General features: G+C 55.7%; 20 protein-coding genes and 7 pseudogenes. 11 read left to right on the top strand and 16 right to left on the bottom strand.

Translation table 11 applies throughout. The features are described from left to right. Positions 1–16: 16 nt before the first annotated feature. The 8 genes from B9G49_RS03940 to B9G49_RS03980 form a co-directional block, all read right to left on the bottom strand. The gene (locus B9G49_RS03940) at positions 17–349 is read right to left on the bottom strand and encodes a ribbon-helix-helix domain-containing protein (RefSeq protein WP_086215488.1); all 333 of its coding nucleotides are present in this window, start codon (positions 347–349) and stop codon (positions 17–19) included. 534 nt (positions 350–883) lie between these two features. Next, a complete protein-coding gene (locus B9G49_RS03950; protein ID WP_086215489.1) occupies positions 884–1363 on the bottom strand; it encodes a PIN domain-containing protein in 480 nt (159 codons plus the stop codon). 9 nt (positions 1364–1372) lie between these two features. Beyond that, positions 1373–1642, bottom strand: a complete 270-nt coding sequence (locus B9G49_RS03955) for an AbrB/MazE/SpoVT family DNA-binding domain-containing protein (RefSeq protein WP_086215490.1) — start codon at positions 1640–1642, stop codon at positions 1373–1375. A gap of 136 nt (positions 1643–1778) precedes the next feature. Then, positions 1779–2432 carry a restriction endonuclease gene (locus B9G49_RS03960; RefSeq protein ID WP_086215491.1) on the bottom strand — a complete coding sequence of 218 codons (654 nt, stop codon included), beginning with the start codon at positions 2430–2432 and terminating at the stop codon, positions 1779–1781. Beyond that, positions 2425–2682: a hypothetical protein gene (locus tag B9G49_RS03965; protein WP_086215492.1), complete on the bottom strand. Its 258-nt coding sequence runs from the start codon at positions 2680–2682 to the stop codon at positions 2425–2427. Before B9G49_RS03965 ends, B9G49_RS03960 begins: the two co-directional genes overlap by 8 nt. Next, positions 2679–5543, bottom strand: coding sequence for a helix-turn-helix transcriptional regulator (locus B9G49_RS03970; RefSeq protein WP_086215493.1), 2865 nt, complete (start codon positions 5541–5543; stop codon positions 2679–2681). The genes B9G49_RS03965 and B9G49_RS03970 overlap by 4 nt, the downstream gene beginning before the upstream one ends. A 47-nt stretch (positions 5544–5590) precedes the next feature. Next, positions 5591–6067, bottom strand: coding sequence for a hypothetical protein (locus tag B9G49_RS03975; RefSeq protein WP_086215494.1), 477 nt, complete (start codon positions 6065–6067; stop codon positions 5591–5593). Next, on the bottom strand, positions 6064–6363 hold the full coding sequence (locus tag B9G49_RS03980; RefSeq protein ID WP_086215495.1) for a PadR family transcriptional regulator: 300 nt from the start codon (positions 6361–6363) through the stop codon (positions 6064–6066). Before B9G49_RS03980 ends, B9G49_RS03975 begins: the two co-directional genes overlap by 4 nt. Before the next feature lie 384 nt (positions 6364–6747). On the opposite strand from B9G49_RS03980, the gene B9G49_RS16940 reads away from it, so the two are divergent. After that, positions 6748–7023: a helix-turn-helix domain-containing protein gene (locus B9G49_RS16940; RefSeq protein WP_086215496.1), complete on the top strand. Its 276-nt coding sequence runs from the start codon at positions 6748–6750 to the stop codon at positions 7021–7023. Between the two features lie 224 nt (positions 7024–7247). Here B9G49_RS16940 and B9G49_RS03990 read toward each other — a convergent pair whose 3' ends face one another. Then, the gene (locus tag B9G49_RS03990) at positions 7248–7661 is read right to left on the bottom strand and encodes a helix-turn-helix transcriptional regulator (protein ID WP_086215497.1); all 414 of its coding nucleotides are present in this window, start codon (positions 7659–7661) and stop codon (positions 7248–7250) included. A gap of 128 nt (positions 7662–7789) precedes the next feature. On the opposite strand from B9G49_RS03990, the gene B9G49_RS03995 reads away from it, so the two are divergent. Further along, positions 7790–8338 (top strand): hypothetical protein, encoded by a 549-nt coding sequence (locus B9G49_RS03995; RefSeq protein ID WP_086215498.1) that lies wholly within the window; start codon positions 7790–7792, stop codon positions 8336–8338. Positions 8339–9066: 728 nt separating this feature from the next. Here B9G49_RS03995 and B9G49_RS04000 read toward each other — a convergent pair. Further along, positions 9067–10290, bottom strand: a complete 1224-nt coding sequence (locus tag B9G49_RS04000; RefSeq protein ID WP_086215499.1) for an orc1/cdc6 family replication initiation protein — start codon at positions 10288–10290, stop codon at positions 9067–9069. Between the two features lie 270 nt (positions 10291–10560). Here B9G49_RS04000 and B9G49_RS04005 point away from each other — a divergent pair, with 270 nt between their 5' ends. Beyond that, positions 10561–11673 (top strand): glycosyltransferase family 4 protein, encoded by a 1113-nt coding sequence (locus B9G49_RS04005; protein ID WP_086215500.1) that lies wholly within the window; start codon positions 10561–10563, stop codon positions 11671–11673. A gap of 167 nt (positions 11674–11840) precedes the next feature. On the opposite strand, the gene B9G49_RS04010 is transcribed toward B9G49_RS04005, so the two are convergent. From B9G49_RS04010 to B9G49_RS16130, 3 genes and pseudogenes are all read right to left on the bottom strand, one after another. Beyond that, a complete protein-coding gene (locus B9G49_RS04010) occupies positions 11841–13097 on the bottom strand; it encodes a hypothetical protein (RefSeq protein ID WP_086215501.1) in 1257 nt (418 codons plus the stop codon). Positions 13098–13139: 42 nt separating this feature from the next. After that, complete coding sequence (gene asnB, locus B9G49_RS04015) at positions 13140–15035, bottom strand: asparagine synthase (glutamine-hydrolyzing) (protein WP_198943806.1); 1896 nt, start codon at positions 15033–15035, stop codon at positions 13140–13142. Between the two features lie 398 nt (positions 15036–15433). Next, positions 15434–15571: pseudogene (locus tag B9G49_RS16130) on the bottom strand (IS1595 family transposase); the annotation flags it as partial. A gap of 47 nt (positions 15572–15618) precedes the next feature. On the opposite strand from B9G49_RS16130, the gene B9G49_RS16645 reads away from it, so the two are divergent. The 3 genes and pseudogenes from B9G49_RS16645 (at position 15619) to B9G49_RS17315 (ending at position 16691) form a co-directional block, all read left to right on the top strand. Further along, complete coding sequence (locus B9G49_RS16645; protein ID WP_198943807.1) at positions 15619–15903, top strand: hypothetical protein; 285 nt, start codon at positions 15619–15621, stop codon at positions 15901–15903. Positions 15904–15954: 51 nt separating this feature from the next. Continuing rightward, on the top strand, positions 15955–16128 hold the full coding sequence (locus B9G49_RS17310; RefSeq protein WP_394334812.1) for a winged helix-turn-helix domain-containing protein: 174 nt from the start codon (positions 15955–15957) through the stop codon (positions 16126–16128). Continuing rightward, a pseudogene (locus tag B9G49_RS17315) lies at positions 16125–16691 on the top strand (transposase). The gene B9G49_RS17310 and the pseudogene B9G49_RS17315 overlap by 4 nt, the downstream one beginning before the upstream one ends. 15 nt (positions 16692–16706) lie before the next feature. Here B9G49_RS17315 and B9G49_RS04030 read toward each other — a convergent pair. Further along, positions 16707–16820, bottom strand: a pseudogene (locus B9G49_RS04030) (transposase); the annotation flags it as partial. 271 nt (positions 16821–17091) lie between these two features. On the opposite strand from B9G49_RS04030, the gene B9G49_RS04035 reads away from it, so the two are divergent. Continuing rightward, a complete protein-coding gene (locus tag B9G49_RS04035) occupies positions 17092–18216 on the top strand; it encodes a glycosyltransferase (RefSeq protein WP_086215502.1) in 1125 nt (374 codons plus the stop codon). A gap of 5 nt (positions 18217–18221) precedes the next feature. Here the strand turns inward: B9G49_RS04035 and B9G49_RS04040 are convergent, their stop codons facing one another. After that, positions 18222–19136, bottom strand: coding sequence for a glycosyltransferase family A protein (locus B9G49_RS04040; RefSeq protein WP_086215503.1), 915 nt, complete (start codon positions 19134–19136; stop codon positions 18222–18224). A 119-nt stretch (positions 19137–19255) separates the two neighbouring features. On the opposite strand from B9G49_RS04040, the pseudogene B9G49_RS16135 reads away from it, so the two are divergent. From B9G49_RS16135 to B9G49_RS16140, 3 genes and pseudogenes are all read left to right on the top strand, one after another. Beyond that, positions 19256–19381: pseudogene (locus B9G49_RS16135) on the top strand (ISH3 family transposase); the annotation flags it as partial. Positions 19382–20228: 847 nt separating this feature from the next. Further along, complete coding sequence (locus tag B9G49_RS16495; protein WP_158093598.1) at positions 20229–20924, top strand: glycosyltransferase; 696 nt, start codon at positions 20229–20231, stop codon at positions 20922–20924. Positions 20925–20999: 75 nt separating this feature from the next. Continuing rightward, positions 21000–21122, top strand: a pseudogene (locus B9G49_RS16140) (IS5/IS1182 family transposase); the annotation flags it as partial. On the opposite strand, the pseudogene B9G49_RS04055 reads toward B9G49_RS16140, so the two are convergent. Beyond that, positions 21111–21361: pseudogene (locus B9G49_RS04055) on the bottom strand (ISH3 family transposase); the annotation flags it as partial. The pseudogenes B9G49_RS16140 and B9G49_RS04055 sit on opposite strands and share 12 nt — an antisense overlap. Before the next feature lie 26 nt (positions 21362–21387). Between B9G49_RS04055 and B9G49_RS04060 the strand changes: the two are divergent. After that, positions 21388–21843: pseudogene (locus B9G49_RS04060) on the top strand (transposase); the annotation flags it as partial. Positions 21844–22143 lie beyond the last annotated feature (300 nt).

Consider the following 22143-nt stretch of genomic DNA (forward strand, 5'->3'; position numbering starts at 1 on the left):
TTCGTATCGAGGATTTTCACGAATCAGATCTGTACACTTGTGTGGCCGTTTCTTCACGAGCCTCGTCGACAGCCTGCTCAAGATCGTCTGCATCGACTTTCTCGCCGAGTGCCGTGAGCTCGGCGTCGATATCACCATCTGATTGGCGGCTCTGCTCAGCCTGCGCGAGCAGTTGCTCTAGTCGAAGGGCGGTGATCGCTGTGTCGTCATTTAGTTCGCGAAGATGCGACCGGCAGGCTTCCTTGATGAACTCGCTTTTATTGGTGTAAATACCCGTCTCATCAAGGAACCGCTTAATCTCAGCGTCCAGCTCAACCGGGAATTTGACACTGACGCTTGCGTACTTCATGGTAGTACCATCGTACTACAATTAGATAAGTCTATGGCACCGATGGGGATGTCATCAGCGTTCGCTGCTATCCGAACTCGTAGTCAGTATCGCAAGCGTCGACGTACTCATCGTTACCCGTCCGATCAGGCATGTAACACGGGCCGTGGCGTGCCCCGGAGAATACTGGCGCCCCGATGTCGAGATCACTCCGTCGGTCCAACAGCGGCGGAACAGAATCTCGGAGTTCGCTCACGTACAGCTCTCGGCGGGTTCAGAACGTTCCCCGTGGCAGTCGACGTTCGGTCAGTAGTGGGAGCGACTTCTTGGTGAGGTCGTCGACAGTGACGATCCGCACGTCGAGCAATTGCGCTAACTGCTAGGCACTCTCAGTGACGCAGCGCGCGACAGCCAGCACGGGCATTGCTCGCGCGAGGGCAGCCCGGAGTGCGATCGTCTCGACTGCGTCCCGCTGGCCCGGGGTTTGGTGCCAGTCTTTACACTCGACGACGAGGAAATCGTCAGGGTCTCCACGGAACTCGTCCCGCCGTGCGATCATCCCTGAATGAACGTCAGTTTCTCTCGCTCTTCGCTTGGAATCGGGTTCGTATAGGTAATGTCCTCACCCTCACATAGCTCGTTGAAATCATCATCAGTCGTGATCAGGTAGTCAGCACTGTATGCTCGCGCAAGCGCCATAATAAATGAATCATACACGTCGTGGTTCTGTTCAGCACTGATCTCATACGCTTCTAACAGGGTTGTCTCAGTCGCACTAATAATCCGTACTGGGCTCCGAACAAGCGATTGGACTGCGTTTCGGGCCGTTACAGCATCCACCCCGAACTTGTTTGTCATGAGATACTGTGCTCGAAGCGGATAGTAGTCAAAGACCAGCAAGACGTTTGGCCCGTCGAGGGCCTGTTGAATCCACGGATACACATGGTCGTGTGCTGGATGATCTTCGGTGAGTCCGATCGCAAGTATATTCACGTCCGTGAGTACCGTCACTTCTGTCGGAAGTAAGTCAGCCATCAGTGTCGATCACTTATTTATCGGTCCAAAGAGCGTCTCTCCTGCATCGGTTGGCGTCGTGTGCGTCCAGTCATCTCGGCCAGCCGTTGCGAGCTCTAATTTCGAACTCGGCTTGGGGTTGACCTCAAGGACGGAGCCAACAAGTGTCGCTGGGAGCTCATCGTTCGATTCGATTCCTAACTGCTCCCGAACGTCTTTTGGGAGGGTAACGCGCCCTCTATCATCGACCGTGAGCGTCAGTTCCTTTCCGTGGGTTTCATCGACTGATGTGTTTCCCATTTTTTCTCACTTGATACCCACTACTATACTGATATATAAAACTGTTATGCCGCGTGACCGATAGTATTCGGCTCTCCCCACTGGAACCTCTACAGAGTTCGAGGCAGAGTGCCCCGGGGCCTGACCCCGAGGCAGTTCACTCCGTGAATTCGTACTCGCTATCGCGAGCGTTGACGTACGTCGTGTTGCCCTCGCGATCAGGGACGTAACATGGGCCGTAGCCAGCAGTATGGAATACAGGCGCTTCAATGTCAAGGCTGGTTTTCCGATGGAGCAGGAGCGGCAACCGGTCGCGCAGCTCCCGAATGGGCGGTTCCCGCCGCGCGTAGAGTGTGTCCCGTGGTGGTCGGCACTTGGTCAACGGTCGGAGGCGATCGTTCCAGAGGTCCTGTTCGGTGACGATCCGGACGTCGAGTAGTTGGGCTAACTGCCACGCGCCCGCGGTCACGTGGCGAGCGATAGCGAGGACAGGCATCGCTCTCGCGAGGGCAGCCCGGAGGGCGATCGCTTCGACGGCATCACGCTGGACGGGTGTCGTGTGCCAGTCTTTACATTCGACGACGAGGAAATCCGTGGGATCACCACGGAACTCGTCGCGGCGCGCGATGACGTCGGTCTCGAGCCCGAAGAGCTGCTCGTTGCGGGCGGTGGTGTACCCCCACTCCTCGAGGGTGTCGGCGACTTCGGTTTCGAACCAGCGGCCGTTGGTTGGGTCGTGGTCCGGCTCTGCGTCGTCGGGTGTGCCGACGGTGTCGATTTCGTCTGTGAAATCGGTGATATCGTCACTCATCGGTTGGGTCCTCGAGCGTGTCGGCGTCGTCTACCTGCTTGGCTGCCGCTTCGAGCGCTGTTGCGATCGTTTGGGCCTCGCCTGGCGTGAGCACGGTGTAGGTGACCTCGCGATCATCGCCGAAGCTGAGGAGGACACGCGACCCCTCAGTGACGTCAGTGCTGCTGGTGCTGACCTGGATGGTCCCCTCGGTCGCTGTCGGGCGATCGCATCTGATGGCGGTCTCGAGATCGAGTGTCGAGTCGCTCATTGCTGTTCACCTCCATCGGGGAGCGTTGTTTGTGGCGTTGCGACTGCTGTCGTCGGATGGGTCGTTGATTCCATAGTGTCGGTTGGGTGGTCTCCGGCGTCTGAGTGCTGGTGGGCGTCGCTGTTCGGCTGTCGGCTCTGGTTGGTGGTCGTCATTGAACGGATGGTGAGAGTGGCGTCGCCGCCGGGTTCGGTGGGGATCGAGATCGGTGGCCGTTTGTCCCATCCGCTGCGATCGGCTCTCCCCGTGCGGTCGAGAGCCGGGGTGTTCGGCCCGGCGGGTGTAGTTGGGTGTCGATACGTCACCAGCAGCGGCGCGGGCTGATCGCTGTCCGGCGGAAGCCACGCCGTCACCGGCGGTGTCTTCTGGTGTGGTGTCGGGTCTGTCGTGTCCCACCGGCGGTGGCCCCCTTGCTGGACGGGCGTGACACGATCGAGATCGCGCACATCGCTCAGGCGACGGTCGTAGCTGCTCGCGGAGATGCCCGCCCGCTCGATGAGTTCCGAGCGGCCGAGTGGCAGATCTGCTCGCAGCAGCGTGGCGTACAGCTTCGTGGCCGTCGGCGTGAGATCGGGCCGGAAGCGCTCCGGTGGGAGTGTGGCCGCTGCGCGCTCGACCGCGGCCAGCGTCGGCGTCCGAGACTCGTTCAGCGCTCGCAGCAGGCTCACCACGACGTCGTACGGACACGCCGTGTGGGTGTCCGCCGGGCCGAACGAGCGCAGACAGCGCCGCACGAGCCGCTGGCGCTCGCGGGGTGTCCACTGTACGTCGTGGGTCATCGCGACCTCGTCGATCACCCGCCGGATGGCGGGGTAGGTCGTCCCGTCGACGACCGGGATTTCGAGTGTCGGTGCGTGTTCGGTGCCGTCGGCGATCGCCTCGCGGACCGTTGTGAGTTCTGCTGAGAGGGCGGTCGTGATCTCGTCGCGGAGTGCCGTGATCGTCGGGCCGGCAACCACCCACGACATCGTGAGATCCATCGTCGCGTCGCGGTCCGTGTCGGCGGGGAGTCGCCGGCACAGCTTTGCGGGCCGGTCTTCGAACAGCATGCGGTAGCCCGAATGGATCCCGTAGACGGACTGTTTGGGCGCGGTTTTGGCGAGGAACCCACAGAGATTCTGTAGTTGGGTGGTGTTGCGTGCGAGTGCGTCGGTGTCGGGCACTCTAAGCGTGGTCGTGAGATCGATCCCGACGGCGTGATACAGCTGGGTCGCAGAAGCGATCAGCCCGTGGAGATCTCTGAGGAGGTTGGCGCGGGCCGCGGTGTCGTTGCTGTGCGTGAGTTCCGCGACCCGTGCGAGGAGGCGGTCTCGAACCGTTGTGATTCGCTCCCGCCACGCGTCGTAGGTGGTTTCGTCGTCGCTGTACCAGCCGACTTGGTGGCCACGACGGAGGATACGGGCTGTTGGATACGCCTGGCCGGGCGCATCGATCGCTTCGAACTCCCGGCCGAGTCGGGAGGGGGTGAGAATGTTCGAGAGCGCCTTCTCGCTGAGTAAGGCACCCGCGAGACGTCCCAAGGTGGCTACTGGGCCACCCCACTGGAGGACGACGAGCGTTTCATCATCGGCGTGGCTGAGGTACGCGACGCGGCCGTCGTCGAACGAGTGTGGGTGATCATCGACGAGCGTGATAGCATCGTCGTGGGCGACGGTGCCGAATCGCTCGTGGAGCTGGGGTGGAGCGTTCTTCGGGTCGGTGAGCCACTGGACGTAGTCGGCGTCTTCATCTGGATCGCCGGTCGTTGCCACCCACTCGTCGATGGTGGGTGTCTCCCCGCCCGCCCGGTGGGGCGACACTGTACTTGTGGAACGGTGAGGGGTCGCAGTAAGACTCTCTTTGAGTCGGCGCTGATCCGGATGGACGAGTTCATACGTGTCGTCGAGACACGCTTGAACGGCCAGCTCGCCGCGGTCGGTGAGCTGGACGGTGTTGTGCTTGCCACGACGGTCGACAGTGACCAGTTCGCGAGCTTCGAGATCGAGGACGTATCTGCTAATAGTTCCCTCAGCGACGTCGATCGCGTGATCGGTGGTGAGATCCCGGTAGCTCCGGGCGTACTCGGCGTCGAGGTTCCCGAGGAGCCGGCGTTTCCCGGGTTCGGTGTCGAGATCCCAGATGGCCTTCCAGGCGGACTCGACAGTTCGGGTGGCGTGGTTGGTGTGGGGGGACCGATCCCGGCTCACAGTAAGATCGAGATGGCATTCGGTCCAGTCCGGATACCGCTTCGAGAGGTGTCGCTGGACTCTGGGGGAAGCGACGACTCTCACGTCGAACCCGTCGGCGAGCACGGCGATCGCCGCGAGCGCGCGGACGCCCGTGCGGCGGTCCGTGAGACTGGTCCACGCGTCGCCGTCTAGCAAGAGGGTGAAGGTGGTCGGGTGGGCGTCGAGCTCGCGATGGAGTGCGACCGGCCCTTTCGCGAGCGCGCCGAGGTCGGCGTTGACTGGCCCGCGCCCCGTCCCGATGCTGGTGACGGTGTCGGTGAGGTCTGCGTGTCGCTGTTGGTGGTACTTGCTACGTGTACCCGTGGGTTCGTCGCGATAGGTGAGCGCGAGCGTCGTGATCGCGCGGGTGTACGCGACGGCTTCGGCGATGTCGTCGGTCCAGGGGGTGTCCGTGTCTTGCCACGCTGGCAGGATTTCATCGAGGAGCTGGGAGCTCGTGTGCCACGGATCGGCGGTGGCATACTCGCGGATGGTTTGCTCGGTGTGGGGCCGGAGGTCGGCGAGGAGCGCCGGAATCCATTCTGTCAATCGGGGCGAGACCCCTGGACAGGTGATCCCCGCAGTGGAGATCTCTGTGGTGTGGCTGACGAGTCGGACTCCTCGCTTGCGGGCCGCAGGCTGGCGTGTTCGCACAGCCGATCACCTGCTGGTGGTGGGCCGGTGGGTTCCAGCGGCCAGCATCACTCTGACCCCTCCTGTGGGGAGCCACCGTCAGAGCGGGCGTGGTCTCGAACCGCCGTGAGCAGTGGGGTTGGCTTCTGGCGTGTCGGTTGGGTTGGATCCCGTGGTGTCGGGGCGTCCGGGTGGACGTGTGGCTCGGCGGTCGTCGTCGGACTCGTGACGACTGGGGTCGGATCGAGGAGGACGAACGTCGTGGACTGCGTTCGGGTGTTCGAACAGGTCCCGATGTGGCCCGTGAGGACGTACTCGCGAACGCCGCGGGTGAAGACGGTCGGGTGTTCGTGGGTATCCGATCCGCACATGACGTAGCCGATCGCGTACACGGGTTCGCCGGCCGCGCGGTAGGCGTAGGCGGTGATGTCGTCGCCGTCGTGGAGGGGGTGGCCACAGACTTGACAGATCGGGTCCGCGGTATCGAGTGTGATGCGGGTGAGTTGGGCAAGGGCTGCGGCGTGGGGGTCGTCGGATCGTGTCATTCGCGGCCGCCCTCCGTGTTGGTGGCAGCTTGCCACGCCTGGCGCGCGGCAAGTGCGCGACGGCCCGATTCGGTGAGTCGGTACTGGGAGTCGGTGGTGTGTACGGTGACGTAGTCGCGTTCGATGAGCTCCTCGAGGATGGTACAGACGCGGGTGTGGTCGATTTCGTTGGTGTAGTAGTCGATGAGCGCGCGGTGGAGTGGACCGCTCTCGCTGGGGCCGGTCTGTGAGAGTAGCCAGAGTAGGTCGCGGTGGGTGGCTGAGAGATCGGCGAGCGGGGTGGTGTGGCTACGCATTGTGGCCCTCCAGGCTGTTCTCGTCGACGTTGCGTGTCGCAGCGCACGTGCGACAGAGTGGGCCGTCGAAGGCAGCGTCGTAGCCGTCGGCCGGGTTGGGACAGAGTCGGCAGCCGGAGTTGGTACTGTTCGATCCGTCGGTCGTCTCGTAGGGCTTAAGCCCCGCACTTGCCAGCATTAGCATGGTTCTGTGAGTGGACACAGAACCCGTCCCGGCCGGGTGCTGGAACACCGCGGCCGGGGTTTCTACACTTTCTCACGAGCCGAGGGTTCGTCACTCGGGTTCCGTGGTTATTCTAAAACACCACAGTTACTTTAGTGTAACGGAGGTGTACAAGACAGACAAACGACCGTAATATAGACTGTGGTGTATGAAACACACGTATGAGATATGCGGGCAACTGGATGACTGCAGTAGATGACCGTATTCTGGAGTATCTCTCTGAACACGAATCTGGCTCCCCTACCAAAATGAAGCGGGAAGGTCCAATCAGATACTCTCGTCAACAGGTCCATCGTCGGTGTAAAATACTGGCTGAGAAGGGCCTTATTAATCATCTCGGAAACGGTGTCTACATGATCACCGAAGACGGCGAGGCATATCTCGAAGGTCGTCTAGACACCGAAGATTGGAAATATATTGACGAAGGGACTGATTAGGATGCTCACGATGGTTCTACAAGAAACATCGTCACTCTTCTGTAGAAACGCGGAAAGGGATCGTTGAACTGTACCCAACACCGAACTGCGTACGTCAACTGCGAGTCAGACCGTCGGACGGCGACAGGTGTCAAATATCCAAACAGTTTTCCCGCGGTTCTAGACAAGAGTGAGACGATAGAAACGGTTCTCGCGATTGCTGGCTGTAACACTACTCAAAAATTTCATGCGTCTTTCGGACGTGGAGCGTTCTCGTACTTGACCATCTTCTCGGGCTTGTCGGAGATAGTATCGTAGATCTGCTGGAGAGTCTTCTCCGCGGCGAGCAGGTTGTGGTCGTCGAGGAACTCCCGACCCGTTTCGGTGATTCCGTAGAATTTCCATGGGTGGCCCTGTCGACGCTGGGCATCGTCTAGGGCGACTTCTTTGACGATACCAACGTCGATGAGCTTCTGGATATGCTTGTAGACGGTCGCGTCGCTCACACTGGGGTTGAGCTCCTCGAGTTCGTACATCGACGGGAGCTGGTCGGGGTGTTGAAGGATGTTGTTGATGAGGGAGAATCGCGTCTGCTGGGTGACGAAGTGGACGAGTTCACGAGACTCCAGTTCATCACTGGTCCCAAGTTCGGTGCTCATACGACACGGTACACATTCTGTCGATAAGTAATTTACTCTCGGGTGAATCACTGAAGGGTAAACAACACTCGATTGAGTTGGTGGTTTACTTCATAAACCATATCGCACGGTGGTGCGGTGATTCGTACATGTCCGACGAGAAGCCGCCCGTCTCCGAGGAGGTCCTCAAGAGTGCGAAGGACCAACTCGACGAGGAAGCAATCTCGCTGGCGGACAACGAGGAGATCCTTCACGCCCTGAGCGAGCTAACGCCCGTCTACGAGAACGACCGATCGTACTTCGTGCTGGGCAACTACGACCGAGAGCCGATTCGGCGGCTAAATCTCGTCGTCGACCGGCTCAACCGCCGGCAGGACGCCTACGCGTTCCGGATGGTCGACATCCGCGGGGAGTGGGACAACAGCATCCAGAAGTTCTGCCTGATCGCCGATATCGTGACCTATCTCGTCGGCGTCGCCGAAAAAGAGCCGAGTGACTTCCTCGTCGAGCAGGGGCTGCTCGTCGGGACGACGGAGTTTTTCTCAAAGAGCCACGTCCTCAAGCGGGAGTACGAGGACGAAGACCACCCCTTCGGCTGGATGCAAGACGGCGTCTTCGAGCTGTTCGACCGGGAAGAACGCCTCTATCGCTGGCAGACCGACGGGGAGCTCGTCGACGTGACAGAAGCCCTCCCGTGATGGCCGTCGAATCGAGCCGATCTGCGTCGCTCTTCTGTAGAACGCGGAACGGGATCGTTGATTCGTACCCAGCAGCGAATTGAATAGCCAACTGGGGCTCAGATCGCCGGACTGCGGCAGGTGTTCAAAATAGCAAATCGTCTTTCCCCGGCTCTACACAAGAGCGAAGTGCTCTGTTGAATAGCGACCTCTGAGCCATGGTGAGACGATGCCGATCTTGAGACCACTAGCGTCAACCGTTAACAAACCGACTCAAATTTTGACCTCCTCGGTCAACACCGCTATTCAACAGAGCAGAGCGAAGCTGTTGTGGGTACCGTGAATCCCGAACCGTGAGTTACGACGGATCAGATTCACTCCGGTCGCCGCGGGTCGGTTGATCAGGGTGGCTCGGAACTGTGGAGGTGCGCCACTGACACTCCATCGTTTCAAGTGAAACCCCGATCGGTTCTCCGGAACTGAGTGCGGTTCAGGTCACGTCTCGGGAGAGTCACACACCACTATTTCACGTGAAGCGAGCCAGTGAGCCCTCGGTCGTGTTCGGTCACGAGACACCCGGATCGCTCGCGTTCGCGTCTCGCCGTGTTCGCTCTAGCGATCTTCACTCGAAAGGGTGGTGTGTCCCTCTCTCGGCGTACGTATCGCTTTCCCGCTCGCTCGCCCGTCTCGTTACTCGGGGTGTCTCCTTCCCCGTCGGAACGACTTATCGGCGCGTTTAACCGACCGGGTCACAGCCCGTTCATCGACGCGATCTCGCGGATCGCGTTCGTCTCGGCGTCGAGTCGGAGGGCGTCCTCCATCGCCTCGATCGCGCTCTCGAAGGGCACGTCCAGCTCGTAGCTGTAGTAGTTTCCCCGCGACCCGCTTCGGTTCTCCTCGGCGGAGAGGATCCCGAGCATCCGGAGGTCCGAGAGATGGCTGTGAACCGACCGCTGTGAGAGCGTGTCGACCCCCGAGGAGTCACAGAGCGCGGTGTACTCCTCGTACAGTTCCCGCGTGCGGCACGGCGTCTCCCGTTTGGCGGCCTTCGAGATGACCGCGAGCAGCGCGAGCCGACCGTGCGTGGTCAGGTCGCGCATCCCCTCCTGGACCCGCTCCTGTTCGAGCCGGGAGCGAGCGCGTTCGACGTGGTCCTGCTCGATCACGTCGCGATCTTCGTTCTCCGCGATCTCGCCGGCGAGGCGGAGCAGATCGAGGGCCTGTCGAGCGCTCCCGCTGTCGCGGGCCGCGAGCGCGGCGCAGAACTCCAGCACGCCCGCGCCGACCGCGTCGTCGACGATCGCGACCTCGGCGCGCGACCGGAGGATGTTCTCGAGTTCGGGCGCATCGTACGGCGGGAACTGAAGTTCCCGCTCACAGAGCGTGTCCTGAACGCGCGGGTCCAACTGCTCGCGAAAGGTGAAGTCGTTGCTGATGCCGATGAGCCCCACGGCGGTGTCTTCGAGGTTCCCGTTCGCCCGCGCCCGGGGGAGTTCGTACAGCAGTTCGTCGCGGTCGCCGATCGAGTCGACCTCGTCCAAGACGACCAAGACCGTCCCGGCGAGGGCTTCGAGCTCCTGATAGAGCTTGTTGAACACCGTCTGCTGTGGATACCCAGTCGAACTGATCTCTTCACCGACCGGCCGGAGTTCGTTCACGAGCTCGACGGCGACTTGATACGAGGAGTTCAGCGTCTTGCAGTTCAGCGAGACGACGGAGAGGTCGACGTCGTCGTACGCCTCGACGTCCTCCTGAAGTCGGCCGAGGAGGTAGTCGGTGACCGCCGTCTTGCCGACGCCGGTGTTCCCGTAGAGGAAGACGTTGTTCGGCTCCCAGCCGTCGACGACCGGCTGGAGCGCCTCCATGTACTCCTCGATCTCCTCGTCGCGCTCCTCGATCGTCTCCGGCCGGTAGGACTCCCCCAGCGCGTCCTTGTTTCGGAAGACGGTCCCCTTCCGCTCGAACCGATGCATAGGGCATCGTCTCTCGACTGTGTTTATAAAACTACCCTTTCAAATGGTTCAAGTGAACGCTATAGACACACCACCGTTTCAAGTGAAATGTCGCCTTTGGCGGCCCGACCACCGACGCGCTCCGTGACGCCCCGCCTCCTCCCCGAGCTTCACTCGAAATAGTGGTGTGTCTGTGTGATTCGGAGACGGAGGTACCGACGCCGGAGGCGGACGAAACGCGAGCAGTCCGAACCGGTACGTTTGTACCCGGCCGTCGGGTACGAGTCGGTAATGCGAATTTTCCGTGTCGCCCCGTGGATCTACCCCGACACGAAGGGCGGCGGTGACTACCACGTTCACGCGATGTCGCGAGACCAAGCCGCGATGGGCCATGACGTGACGGTACTCACGACGCGGGAGGACGAGTCGCTGCCGCGGATCGAGGAGACGCACGGGTACACCATCCTGCGCGTCTCCCCGGGCGTGACGCTGCTCGGGAACGACGTCTCACCGGCGGTAGGGCGGTACCTCTGGCATGCGGACGCCGACGACTTCGACGTGATGCACGCGCACTCGCACTGCTACTTCGTGACAAATTTCGCGGCGCTGAAGCGGCGGCTCGGCGACATTCCGCTGGCGATCACGAACCACGGCCTGTACAGTCAGAATGCGCCGGAGCGACTGTTCTCGATCTACCTGAAGATGCTTGGGCGATGGACGTTCAATCAGGCGGACGTGGTGTTCTGTTACACCGACGTGGACAAAGAGCGCGTGCGAGACTTGGGCGTGAGTTCGCGGATCGAGGTCGTTGCGAACGGGATCGACACGGAGCGATTCACGCCGGAGGGCCCAGAGAGCGATCTGATCGACGCGGAGGGGCCGGTCGTGTTGTTCGTCGGGCGGTTCGCGGATGGGAAGCGGCCGTGGCTTGCGGTCGAGGCGTTCGCGGGGGTGTTCGCGGAGTACCCGGACGCAGAGCTGTACCTGTGTGGCGACGGCGCGTTACGCGAGGGCCTGGAGGCGCAAGTGGCGGAGTTGGGGATCGAAGAGGCGGTGACGTTCCTCGGGCACGTGCCCTACGACGAGATGCCGAAGGTGTACCGGAGCGGGGACGTGCTGGTGTTGCCGAGTCGGGCAGAGGGGGTGCCGCGAACAGTGTTGGAGGCGATGGCGAGCGGACTGGAGATTGTGATGAGCGATCTGGATCAGGTTACGTCGATGCTCGGAGAGCGCGGCCACGTGGTCGCGGATAACGGGGATAGATCGTTCGTAGACGGACTCTTTGAAGCGATCACAGACCCTAATGAGACCTTCGGACAGGTCGCGTCAGACGTACATCGGTGGGCTGAGACCGTCGAGCGCACGACGCGGACGCTCCAGTCGCTCGGCGAGAACAACTCATAAGTAACCACTCCTCGTGTCAACGTGTAATGGGGCTGAGCCCGGTAGAGGTCATCAAGAACTCCCTTCTGTATCGCATCTCGACACAGATTGTTGGGTGGGCCGAAGAGAGCATACTGGTTCGGGCGCTGAATGACGAGCGCGTGCTGGGAGGACTTCTCGGGCTGGGATTACTCGCCAGCCTCGTTCGGATACTCTCCTCGGGCCTCCACGTGACTATCCAGTTTTTGAGCTTTTCGCTGCTGTTCGTCGTGCTCGTCGCCGTGACGTGGAACTACACCGAGCCACTCACGAACGAGTAACTCCCAGCGGGCGATCACGGGTGCGGCGACGACAACGAGAATGAATTCGAGAGTCATTCGGTGCCGAACCCCAGTCCCGAAGTTCGAGTTGATCGCCCCGTAGCCGGCGGAGCCGGTGAGGAAGACGACGATCAGGAGGACCGCGACCGTCTCATCGAATTCACACTCGTACAGCGACCGGATCGCACTAACGAACAGCACGATCACGATCGGCGTTGCGGTGAAGGCGAGCAAGTGAAACACCGACTCGACGTGAAGCGGAAACGGCGTGAAGATGAAGTAAATCGCACGCCCAGGTGCGGCAAGCAGGAAATCGAACCAAGAGCCGTACTGCATCCCGTCGAGGTAGACTGCGCCCCCTTGTGCGCGATAGGCGAGTTCTGCGTTCACACGCTCGAAAGAATACAGTACTTCTGCGAACAGACCGAATCCGAGCGCACCGAGCCCACCTAAAACGACTGCCAACGAGGGGATCGATAGCTCCAGTTCAAGTGCTCGGATGAGTTTGACGCTTCCTGCAGCACCGAATCCAAGGAGACCGACGAGGCCGAGTTCAGGACGCAGTAGGAAGACCATCCCCCACAGCGGAACCACCGCTAGTCCGATCGCAGCGTCTCGTTCTCGAAGCGCGTACACTCCAAGAGCGAGGAAAGAAATAAAACTGAAAGCGGAGAGAGCGTCTCGCATCGGGAGGCTGAAAAAGAGGAACGGCAACGGCAGATAGAGAATCAATGCCATCACTCCGTAGTTGTGACCTGACATCCATGGGTAGAGCGACCGGTAAAGGTAGGCGACCGGTATGTACACGAGCACGGCGAAGAGACCGTTGAACACCGCTGCGGTTACCGGTTCTGAGGGGAAGAAGACGTAGAGTAGCCCTTGGAATGTTCCGTAGGTAGCAACCGTAGAGGAGGCGGATACGAGTTCGCCGGATACGAATGCGGAGGCGACTCTGTCGAATTGGCCAATATCCCACGTATAGGGAAGCCGCGGCAGAACAACGATCGAGACGAAAAGATGACCGAAGAACGCCGGGAGAACAGCGAACTGGTACTGGTGATCATCGTACCACTTCGTGACAAGAAGCAGTAGAAACAGACTAGCCAGAACAGCCGAAACGACCATGTGTATGTTCGATAACTGAATTGTTAAAAATGACTCGTTCGTTCAGTCGGAGATGTATCCCTCTGAAACCATTCGCCTGTGCCAATGGGCGAAGACGTAGATGTTCCACAGGAACCACTCGTGATCGTGCCGTCCGCTCGTATGTTGTTCGTGGAGATCCAGAACCGCTTCGGCATCGATCTGTTTTGCCGTCGACTCCGACACGACCGACCGAAAGTCATCGGCTAACTCGTTTTTAAACCAATTACCGATCGGCATTTCGAATCCCTGTTTCGACCTGGAGAGTACCTCATGAGGAAGGACGTCCTCAAAGGCATGTTTCAGGATCCGCTTTCGGTTTCGGGTTGTGATCTTGAATTCGGTTGGCAGCCCGAGGGCATACTCGACGACAGCCGTGTCGAGAAACGGGACACGGACCTCCAACGAGTTGTACATACTCGCCAGATCGACCTTTCGCAGCATTTGGTTCGATAGTCCGTGATACATGTCGACTGCCATGATCCGATCGAGATCTCCCTGTCTCTCGTTTGGGAGCCATTCGGCGACCTTCTCGTGTTCCTGTGTTATGACAGCCGTTCCGGCAGCCGTCGGATCGCAGTTCAGGTGCGCGGTATCTGTCTCGTCCGAATTCTTCCGTACCCATTGGAAGTGTCGTTGGTAGATATCATCCGAACCAGCATCGACGAACGTCTGTCCCTTTCGAAAGGCCTCACCGAGCCGGGATTCTCTCGATGCAGGAAGTCGGTCCACCACGGGCTCGATCATCATCGATCGGATCGAGTTCGGCAGCGTCCGGTACATTTTGGAGTAGTGTTCTCCACGATAGCGGTTGTATCCCGCAAACAGCTCGTCTGCGCCGTCACCGGAGAGGGCGACCTTAACGTCTTGACTCGTCTCGCGTGCGACGACGTACGTCGGGATCAACGACGGGTCTGCGAAGGGCTCACCCAACTGACCGAGGACCGAGGGGATCACTTCGCGAACGTCGTCAGAAGACACGACGTATTCGGTGTGATCCGTGTCGTGGTACTTGGCAACGCTCCGGGCGATGTCGGACTCGTCATAGCGATCGTCCTCGAAGCCGATAGTGAAGGTTCGGACCGGATCCTCGGAGAGTTGCGACATGACTCCGGTGATGATCGATGAATCGATACCGCCGCTCAGGAACGTCCCGAGCGGCACGTCACTCATTAACCGCTTCTCAACCGCGTCAGTGATGAGCTGTCGGAGGGTCGAACTCGCGTTATCGAAGGACTCGGAGACGGGATCGATAGATGGCTCGTAGAAACGGGTCCGATTCGTTCCGCTATCGGAAATGGTGACAACTTCTCCGGGCTGTACTTTTCGGATGTTCTCAAACGCAGTTTTCGGAGACGAAACGAACCCAAGCGAAAAGTACTCCGCAATCGCCGTCTCGTCAAGTCCTCCTTGGTCGATGTCCGATCGCAGAAGTGCCGGAAGTTCAGACGCGAACCCGATTCGCTCCCCGTCATCGGCGAGCAATAGCGGTTTGATGCCAAGTGCGTCGCGAGCGAGGATCAACTGTTTTTGATCTCTATCCCACAGCGCGAACGCAAACATCCCGTTGAGGTGTGAGACGAATGACGATCCGTGTTCTTCGTAGAGATGTACCAGAACCTCCGTATCCGTGTCTGTGGTGAATGTGTGACCGGCGGATTCCAGCTCGTCTCGGAGTCCGGGGTAACTGTAAATCTCCCCGTTGAAGATGACGACGACAGATCCATCTTCGTTCTCGATCGGCTGGTCTCCCGTGTCAAGTCCCACAATACTGAGTCTGCTGTGTGCGAACCCGAGCGATCCGTCGAGAAAATAATCCTCGCTGTCCGGCCCGCGATGACACTGGCACGCGTTCATCACTTCGAGTTCTGCCTTCGAAGGTGGGTCGTCGACAGCGTAGACACCGGAGATACCGCACATTGCTTACCGGACTAACGTAGGCAATATATAAGAGGATACTCGTTCGACGATATGATACTGAAACGAGTCTTTATGACTTGCTCAGCTTTGAACGTTGAGTATCTAACACTTAATGGACCCAAAATGGCGGCTGAGACGGTGTGAGCATGGAAAAGGGAGTTCAGCCGCAGACGCTCCACTCTCCACTAGAGGTTCAAACGCCGTGAACGCTGCCTTCATTATCCTCTGTGAATCACTCTCCAGTTCGGCCGATACCGTAGACTCCTCGTAGAACGTCTTTTCCTCCGATTTCGGGCCAAATAGTGTCAACACGACAACGTTCAAAGCTGAGTGACTTGGGAGACGAAACCGTCACGACGTGACTGACGGCTACCTCTCACGAACTGGAGGAACGATTAGAACGCGAACAACAGCTTGTCAAGGCTGATCTTCGCGTGTGCGAAGATCGTGCCAGTCTTGTCGTTGAACGCGCGGTCGCAATCCTTACAGAGATACCGTTGGTACTCTCGATAGCTGCCGGGTTTGATCACCGACTCATACTGTCGTGCGAAAGAATTTACCGCTATAGTCGTATTCTATCGTAGTGGGTCGGTTTGACGATATCACGTTGGAAGAACTTCACGGGCTACGTGAGCAAACAGAGGGGGAGATTCCGCGGGAACGTGTACTCGCGGCAATCGGTCGAAAGCGGGGCGATGAGATTGACAGGCTCGCTGAACGTCATGGCGTTGTCGAGAAAACGATTCGGAACTGGCTCGATTGGTTCGACGAAGAACCGATCGAGCAGGCTCCCTACGACGAATCTCGGTCAGGGCGGCCGTCGAAACTCGAACATAATCAGCGTGAGGAGCTTTTCGAGCATCTGTAAGAGCCGCCAACTGACCGTGGCTACGAACAGCAAGCGTGGTCAACCAAACTCCTGTTATACCACGTCAAAGAAGAGTATGGCGTCGAATACAGTGAAGGCCACGCGCGCAAACTGTTGGGGAAGGCCGGGCTGTCCTGCCGGACAGCACGGCCGCGCAATCACGAAGCCGACCCCGAAATAGAGGTCGAATTTCAACGGACAGTTCAAAAAAACAACCCGAGCTGAGCGAGAGAACCGTTGTTGTTGTCGATCAGTTTACCAAGCGTGTCGGCACTGTGCAACGCCGTGGCTGGTACCCAATTGGCTCAAATCCGACGATAGAATCATCGAACTCGTGGGATAATGTAACAGTACTGGGCGCTGTCACCGATGACGGTGACAGCTTCTACTGCTGGACTGAAGAGAATCTCACGTCACAGCAAGGGATTTGGCTACTTGGTGCGCTCCAAGATCGATTCGGTGAGGAACTGGTCGTGTTTCTCGATTGGGCTGGGTACTTCTACAACAGGGATCTCTGAGAGCACGTCAGTGATGAGCGCGCGACTGAGACTGTCGGAGACAGTTCGGTCGAGTGCGTGCGTGGGGATGAAGAGGGCGAGGCGCATCTCGATGTCTGGTACTTTCCACCGAAACTACCGGAACTCAACCCGGTCGAAGGATGTTGGGATCGGCTCAATGACTGGTTCAAGTACCGTCTCATCCCTGATCTTTCGACGCTGAAACAGCAAATTCAGCGAGGCCTCCCCACCGTTGATGAACCAATCATCTGGAACTACCTCTGTCTGTAACACTGGTAAAAACTAACGCACGACTGTATCAGACCGGCAGCGCGGGCAACAGAGGCCCTTGCGCCAGCGAACCTGCTCCAGCAGGTTCGCGGCGCTCGCCTCTGAGCTCAGCAATTCAAATGGGAACATTTGCGTTCGGGTGACGCGTTCGCGTCACCCTTGCCCGCTACGTTTTCACAGCGACAGCTCTACCTGACCAACAATCTGCTTCGGAAGAGCGCGGTCAAAAGATCTACAAGCAACGACCAATCTTACAAGACACGCTTGCTACTGCTACACAACCGAGGTGTGAGGCTTAACTAAAGACGGATAAAATCATACTGAATCACTTGTAAAGAATGTAGAGCGTAGGATACAATGTTCAAAACCCTTTACTCACTACCAAACTGACACGAGACAAATGGAGACTGAAAAATCGGTTCTAGTACTCTCCTCTCGAGCAGATCTTGTTCCTCGAGCCCAGCATATTACGGGAGTTATGGATGAGATGGGACTCAAAATGGATGTCCTTTCACCGCAAAACACTCTGCTTAGGTCATTAGAGCAACCTCACAGCCTAAGACCGCTAACCACTTTAGAGGCTGTGAATATACTATTAAAATCAGTCATGTTTTTTTTGTTATTAGTAGAATATATAATTAGAGGCTATAACAAAAATCCAGATATTATCTATTGTCCTCACATTGGATTGCTTCCAGCCGCAGGACTTCTTTCGCTTATTTCCAGGTCTATTCTCGTTTATGATGTCATAGAAAAATACGCGGAAGAATATTGGAGTTCAAAAACTCTAACAAAAGCTATTTTATCTATTGAGTCTACGTTTCTGCCATTTGTTGATATAATATTTGTCATAGATTCAAAAGACGACGTAATACTCAAACGGTACAAGAATAGAGCTCCAATTGTCGAAACCATATATAATGTTCCCCAAAAGAAGAAATTAAAAAAACACAAACAGTCATCTTCTCTGATATATGTTGGAAATTTAGAAGAAGTAAAAGGAGTAAAGAAACTCATCCCGGCCTTCGCTAAGGTTATGGATAGTTACCCTAAAGCAGAAATGACGATTATCGGGCCATCTTTCGACTCAATTCGTGAGGAAATGATAGCAACCGCTGAAAAGAAAGGAATCAGACAGAGTGTCACATTCATCGATAAAATCCCCTATGATGAGGTCCACGGGCACTTGTTAGAAGCAGATATCGGGCTTGCGCCATATCAAAACGTGAGGATGAATCGTATCTCTCGGTTCAATTCGAGAAAAATATTTGACTACATGAACGCGGGACTCCCCATTATCGGACCAAACTTTGGAGGAATCGGTGAAGCGATTGAGCAGCTTGAGTGTGGACTAACCGTCAATACGGGGAATAAGACCGAATTAGCAGACGGAATGAGACAACTTCTGTCGGACCCAGATGAAGCACAAAGGCTTGGAAATAATGGAAGACAACTGATTGTAGAAAAATATAACTGGAAAACCGAAAAAGAAAAAGTAAAGACAGCAGTGTCCAATAGCTTATAGGTATTTCACTGTTGAGACCCGTATAGTAAAATTTTTGCGCGTTTCTTTAGATATAGTGAATATTTGAACACTTTAGCTCCAAAAAAAGAGAAAAACAAGTGGTAATAGTACCAAGGATATAGTGGATTCAATTGAATTGCTTGTAGGAATTCTGAGATAGCACGTGACCGGGAACTATCGTCCATATACAAGAATCCACGAGAATAGTGGTGGTTGGCAAGGCGTTTATCTGAGAGAACATCTCTATGCTTTTTTTCGATCTGTATTTGACCGCCTATCTTTCTTTCAATATTAGTGCTTATCGAGTCATCACTCAAGTAGTATTCTAGAAGTGGTTTCTCAACCCCGATTGCGTCATAACTATTGAGCAGTCGTATAAAAAAGTCATAATCCTGGCTTGATGGTAGATCCTCGTCTAGTTGCTCAATAGACTCAAATACAGTTCTTTTTACTGTAATACAAGAAAATCCTCCAATTGAATTTTCTTCGACAATATCTTGAAAACCTACTTGTCCGGAAGGCGCTACTGTAATATCTGATAATGAGTCATCCTCATAAACGCGAAAAGAGGTGAATACAGCACCGATATCATCACCTGAATTATCAAGCTGTACTACACATTCCTCAAGATAGGTAGGCAAGAGCTTATCATCTGAATCTAAAAATGAAATATATTTGCCTTTAGACTGTCCAATTCCTTTGTTTCGAGCAGCGTTAGCTCCTTTATTTCCATCAAATGGTATGTAATCTACTCGATCATCTGTATATGATGTGACCACTTCTTCAGTATTATCAGTAGAGCCATCATCAACTACAATAATCTCGAAGTCGCCATACGTCTGATTCAAAACACTCTCAATAGCTCTGGGAAGAACATCTGCTCGGTTGTATGTTGGAATTACGACGCTTACCGTCACCATCCTACATTAAAAGTACGCATCTGTAGATATGAAACTGCTGATTCACTTTTTGACTAAGGTTCAGTCGATCACATCGGGTTAGAGGGAGTGCCTGCTTTGGGAAGGTGTGCAACTGGCGGCGCCCCCTCTGGAGGTGGCCGTTCACGGAGTTCTGTGATATGGTGCCGCTGGCCGCTTGGACAGCGCTTGGTGTACGTAGGTCTATTCCAGCGAATCAGCCACTCGACAACCGGTTCTTCCGGTAGCTGCCCACCGATTTAGGTAGTGATCGTGAGTGGCGACGCTGTCGCGTCGGCGGCGGTCCACCGCCGACAGCGACGGTCCCTCCCGAAGATTACGCTCACCAGCGCTTCGAAGACGCTCCAGGACCAGTTCGATCTGATCCACTGCCATCAGACCAGATTACGCGCCTGTCGATGTGATCGACTGAATTGTTTATTATCGAAAATATTATTGGATAGTAATATTTATCGCAAATTTGAAATTGGAAATAAAACTCACACTCCATTTATGAATACATATAATCTGATAATTCACACAGATGTTCTATTCACACGAGATCCTAATGTATAAATTAGATCGGTGTATACTATACTATTGATTGATTTTGAGTTAACTATGGGACAAGGTGTGACTACACACGTGATCGTTGGTGGGCATGAATACGATCACGAGATTCCACACAGGGAACACCGATTGGCTAATTACCTTTCTAGGCATTCTTCGACCAAGGCCGTTCTCTGGTTGTATCCCGACTCTGTCTCCAAGTGGAGTATTGATAAAAAACACAGTCATATTTGGGAAATCACCTTCCCAACTCAGAGTATGTCTATTCGACTCCCGAGCAGTTTAATAGATAGATCTGGTTTTAGAACCTATTTTAAGAGTAGAATTCGATCTCGAATCACCGAATTTCTCTCGAAAAGAACTGTTCTATGGTATTATTCACCACTGTTTTCTTGTCTCTGTGACTTTGATGAGTTATGGGATACGATCGTCTACGACTGTAGCGACAATCATACTACGACCGGCTGGAAGTACGAACACAATAAGGGATTGATCGAGTCTTACCGAAACAGAACCCGAGCACGCTTGTCACTGTGGAGCGAAATCGAGATACTAGAACATGCCGATGTCGTGTTCGCTTCCTCCGAGTACCTCTTCGACAAGTTGAGTGAAAACACGAATGCGCCGATTCATTTGGAAGAAACCGGTGTCGATTTGGACAAATTCAAGACTACGGCCACACACGAACGGATCGAAGAAATTGACCGTCCAAGACTTGGATTTGTGGGCAAACTGAAACAGAAGATCGACTATCAGGTATTGGCTGGCCTCGCGGAGAAGAATCCGTTATGGAGGCTCGTTTTGGTCGGTCCACAAGAGGGTGGCGAGATTGAACACCTACTGGAGTACCCAAACGTCATCTGGACGGGTGCGGTCAATCCGGGTGAAGTCCCGAAGGTCATGAACAGTCTCGATGTGGGATTGATGCCATATCGGGAGATTGAGTATAATAAGGCTGTTTTTCCGCTGAAATTTAACGAGTACCTTGCTAGTGGTCTTCCCGTCGTCGGCTGTGGACTTCCGTCAACAGAACGGTACACTCAAGAAGGGATCTATCTACACACAGCTGGTCGATTGACTGAATTCTCGGATGCTTGTGATAAGGTCCTCTCGTGGGATAATAATATCGAAGCCCGAAAAAAACTCGCGGCACAAGCTAATTGGAGTTCAAAACTCGATCGGATTTATGATCGTGTATTAAACATCAAAAAACACGATTAATAATAAGACTATTTTTGTAATCTAATGAGCCTGTCATAGAAAGCCTCACGTGCGAAGCAGCAGGGTTTGGAGATAGTGTCTACAAGCTCCAAAGCCCTACAAAACGAAGCCTCGGTCGACGAGTTCTTGAATGTAGCGGCTACCGAGACGGTTCCGCTGTTTGAGCATCTTGACTTCGAGTTTCTACTGGAGTACGAGATGTCCCCGGACGGTGTTGGCGTGCGGTGAGTCGTCTGTCGTTTCGCAGACGTGGTTGATTGAGGTCCCGCCGGCGCTGGCGCCGGCGAGGACCTCATACAGTTTCTCTGTGGTGACTTCGACGTTCTCGCCGAGATCTATCGCAAGTTCCTCGTCAAGGCTGTTGACGACAAAATTAAGCAGTGCCCTTCCTCTACCTCGCTGTCTGCTTCGGGTTGTTGTACATCCCCCCAAAGCAGACACTTCCTCTAACCCGATGTGACCGACTGAAGCTAAACAAGCGGATCAGGAGACGGCGATGCGCGTCACGCGTGACGCGCTCGCCGTCAATACACCGATCTGGATGCTCGGAGACAGGGCCTACGATATCCTCGACTGGCACAACCACCTGCGGCCAGCAGGTGGTCGTGCCGGTTACCCCGTACAATCCACGAAACACTAACGACCCGAAAGACATCGAGTACAGAGCCGAAGACCGTATCGAAGAACACAGCGAAGAGGTCCAGCTAAAGCAATCCATCATAGACGAGACGTACAGGTACCGGACAGGAGTCGAACGAACCAATGATGCGGTCAAGGACTGCGGCCTCGGGCGCGAACGTGCCCGAGGCCGCGTCCACGCACGAACACAAGTTTCCTTGCGCTGTGTCTCCATCTCATCGTTGTAATCACCAACTTCGAGCGGGGAGACGACCCTAGCCGCGAGAAGCTCAAGCTATGAGATGGTTTCTATGACAGGCTCATCTAATAGAAAACATTTGAATACCTTAAATTTAATCGATATCTTAATATGAATAAAACTATTTGATCGATAGATGCTTTTTGCTTGAGAAACTCCGCCCCATATGGGACACATCTCTCGAGGGATAGAAATCCTGTCACAAGATGGTCTAAGAGAACTGCTTAAGAAAATATATCCATTCTTATCTGAGAAAATAAGCCCTATTTTATATTCAGCATATTACAATTTAAATTCAAAATTATTTTCAAATTATGTTGTTTCTATACATAGAATAAAAAT

It is taken from the genome of Halorubrum sp. SD683 (assembly GCF_002135045.1).
In the GTDB taxonomy this organism is placed as follows: Archaea; Halobacteriota; Halobacteria; order Halobacteriales; family Haloferacaceae; genus Halorubrum; species Halorubrum ezzemoulense.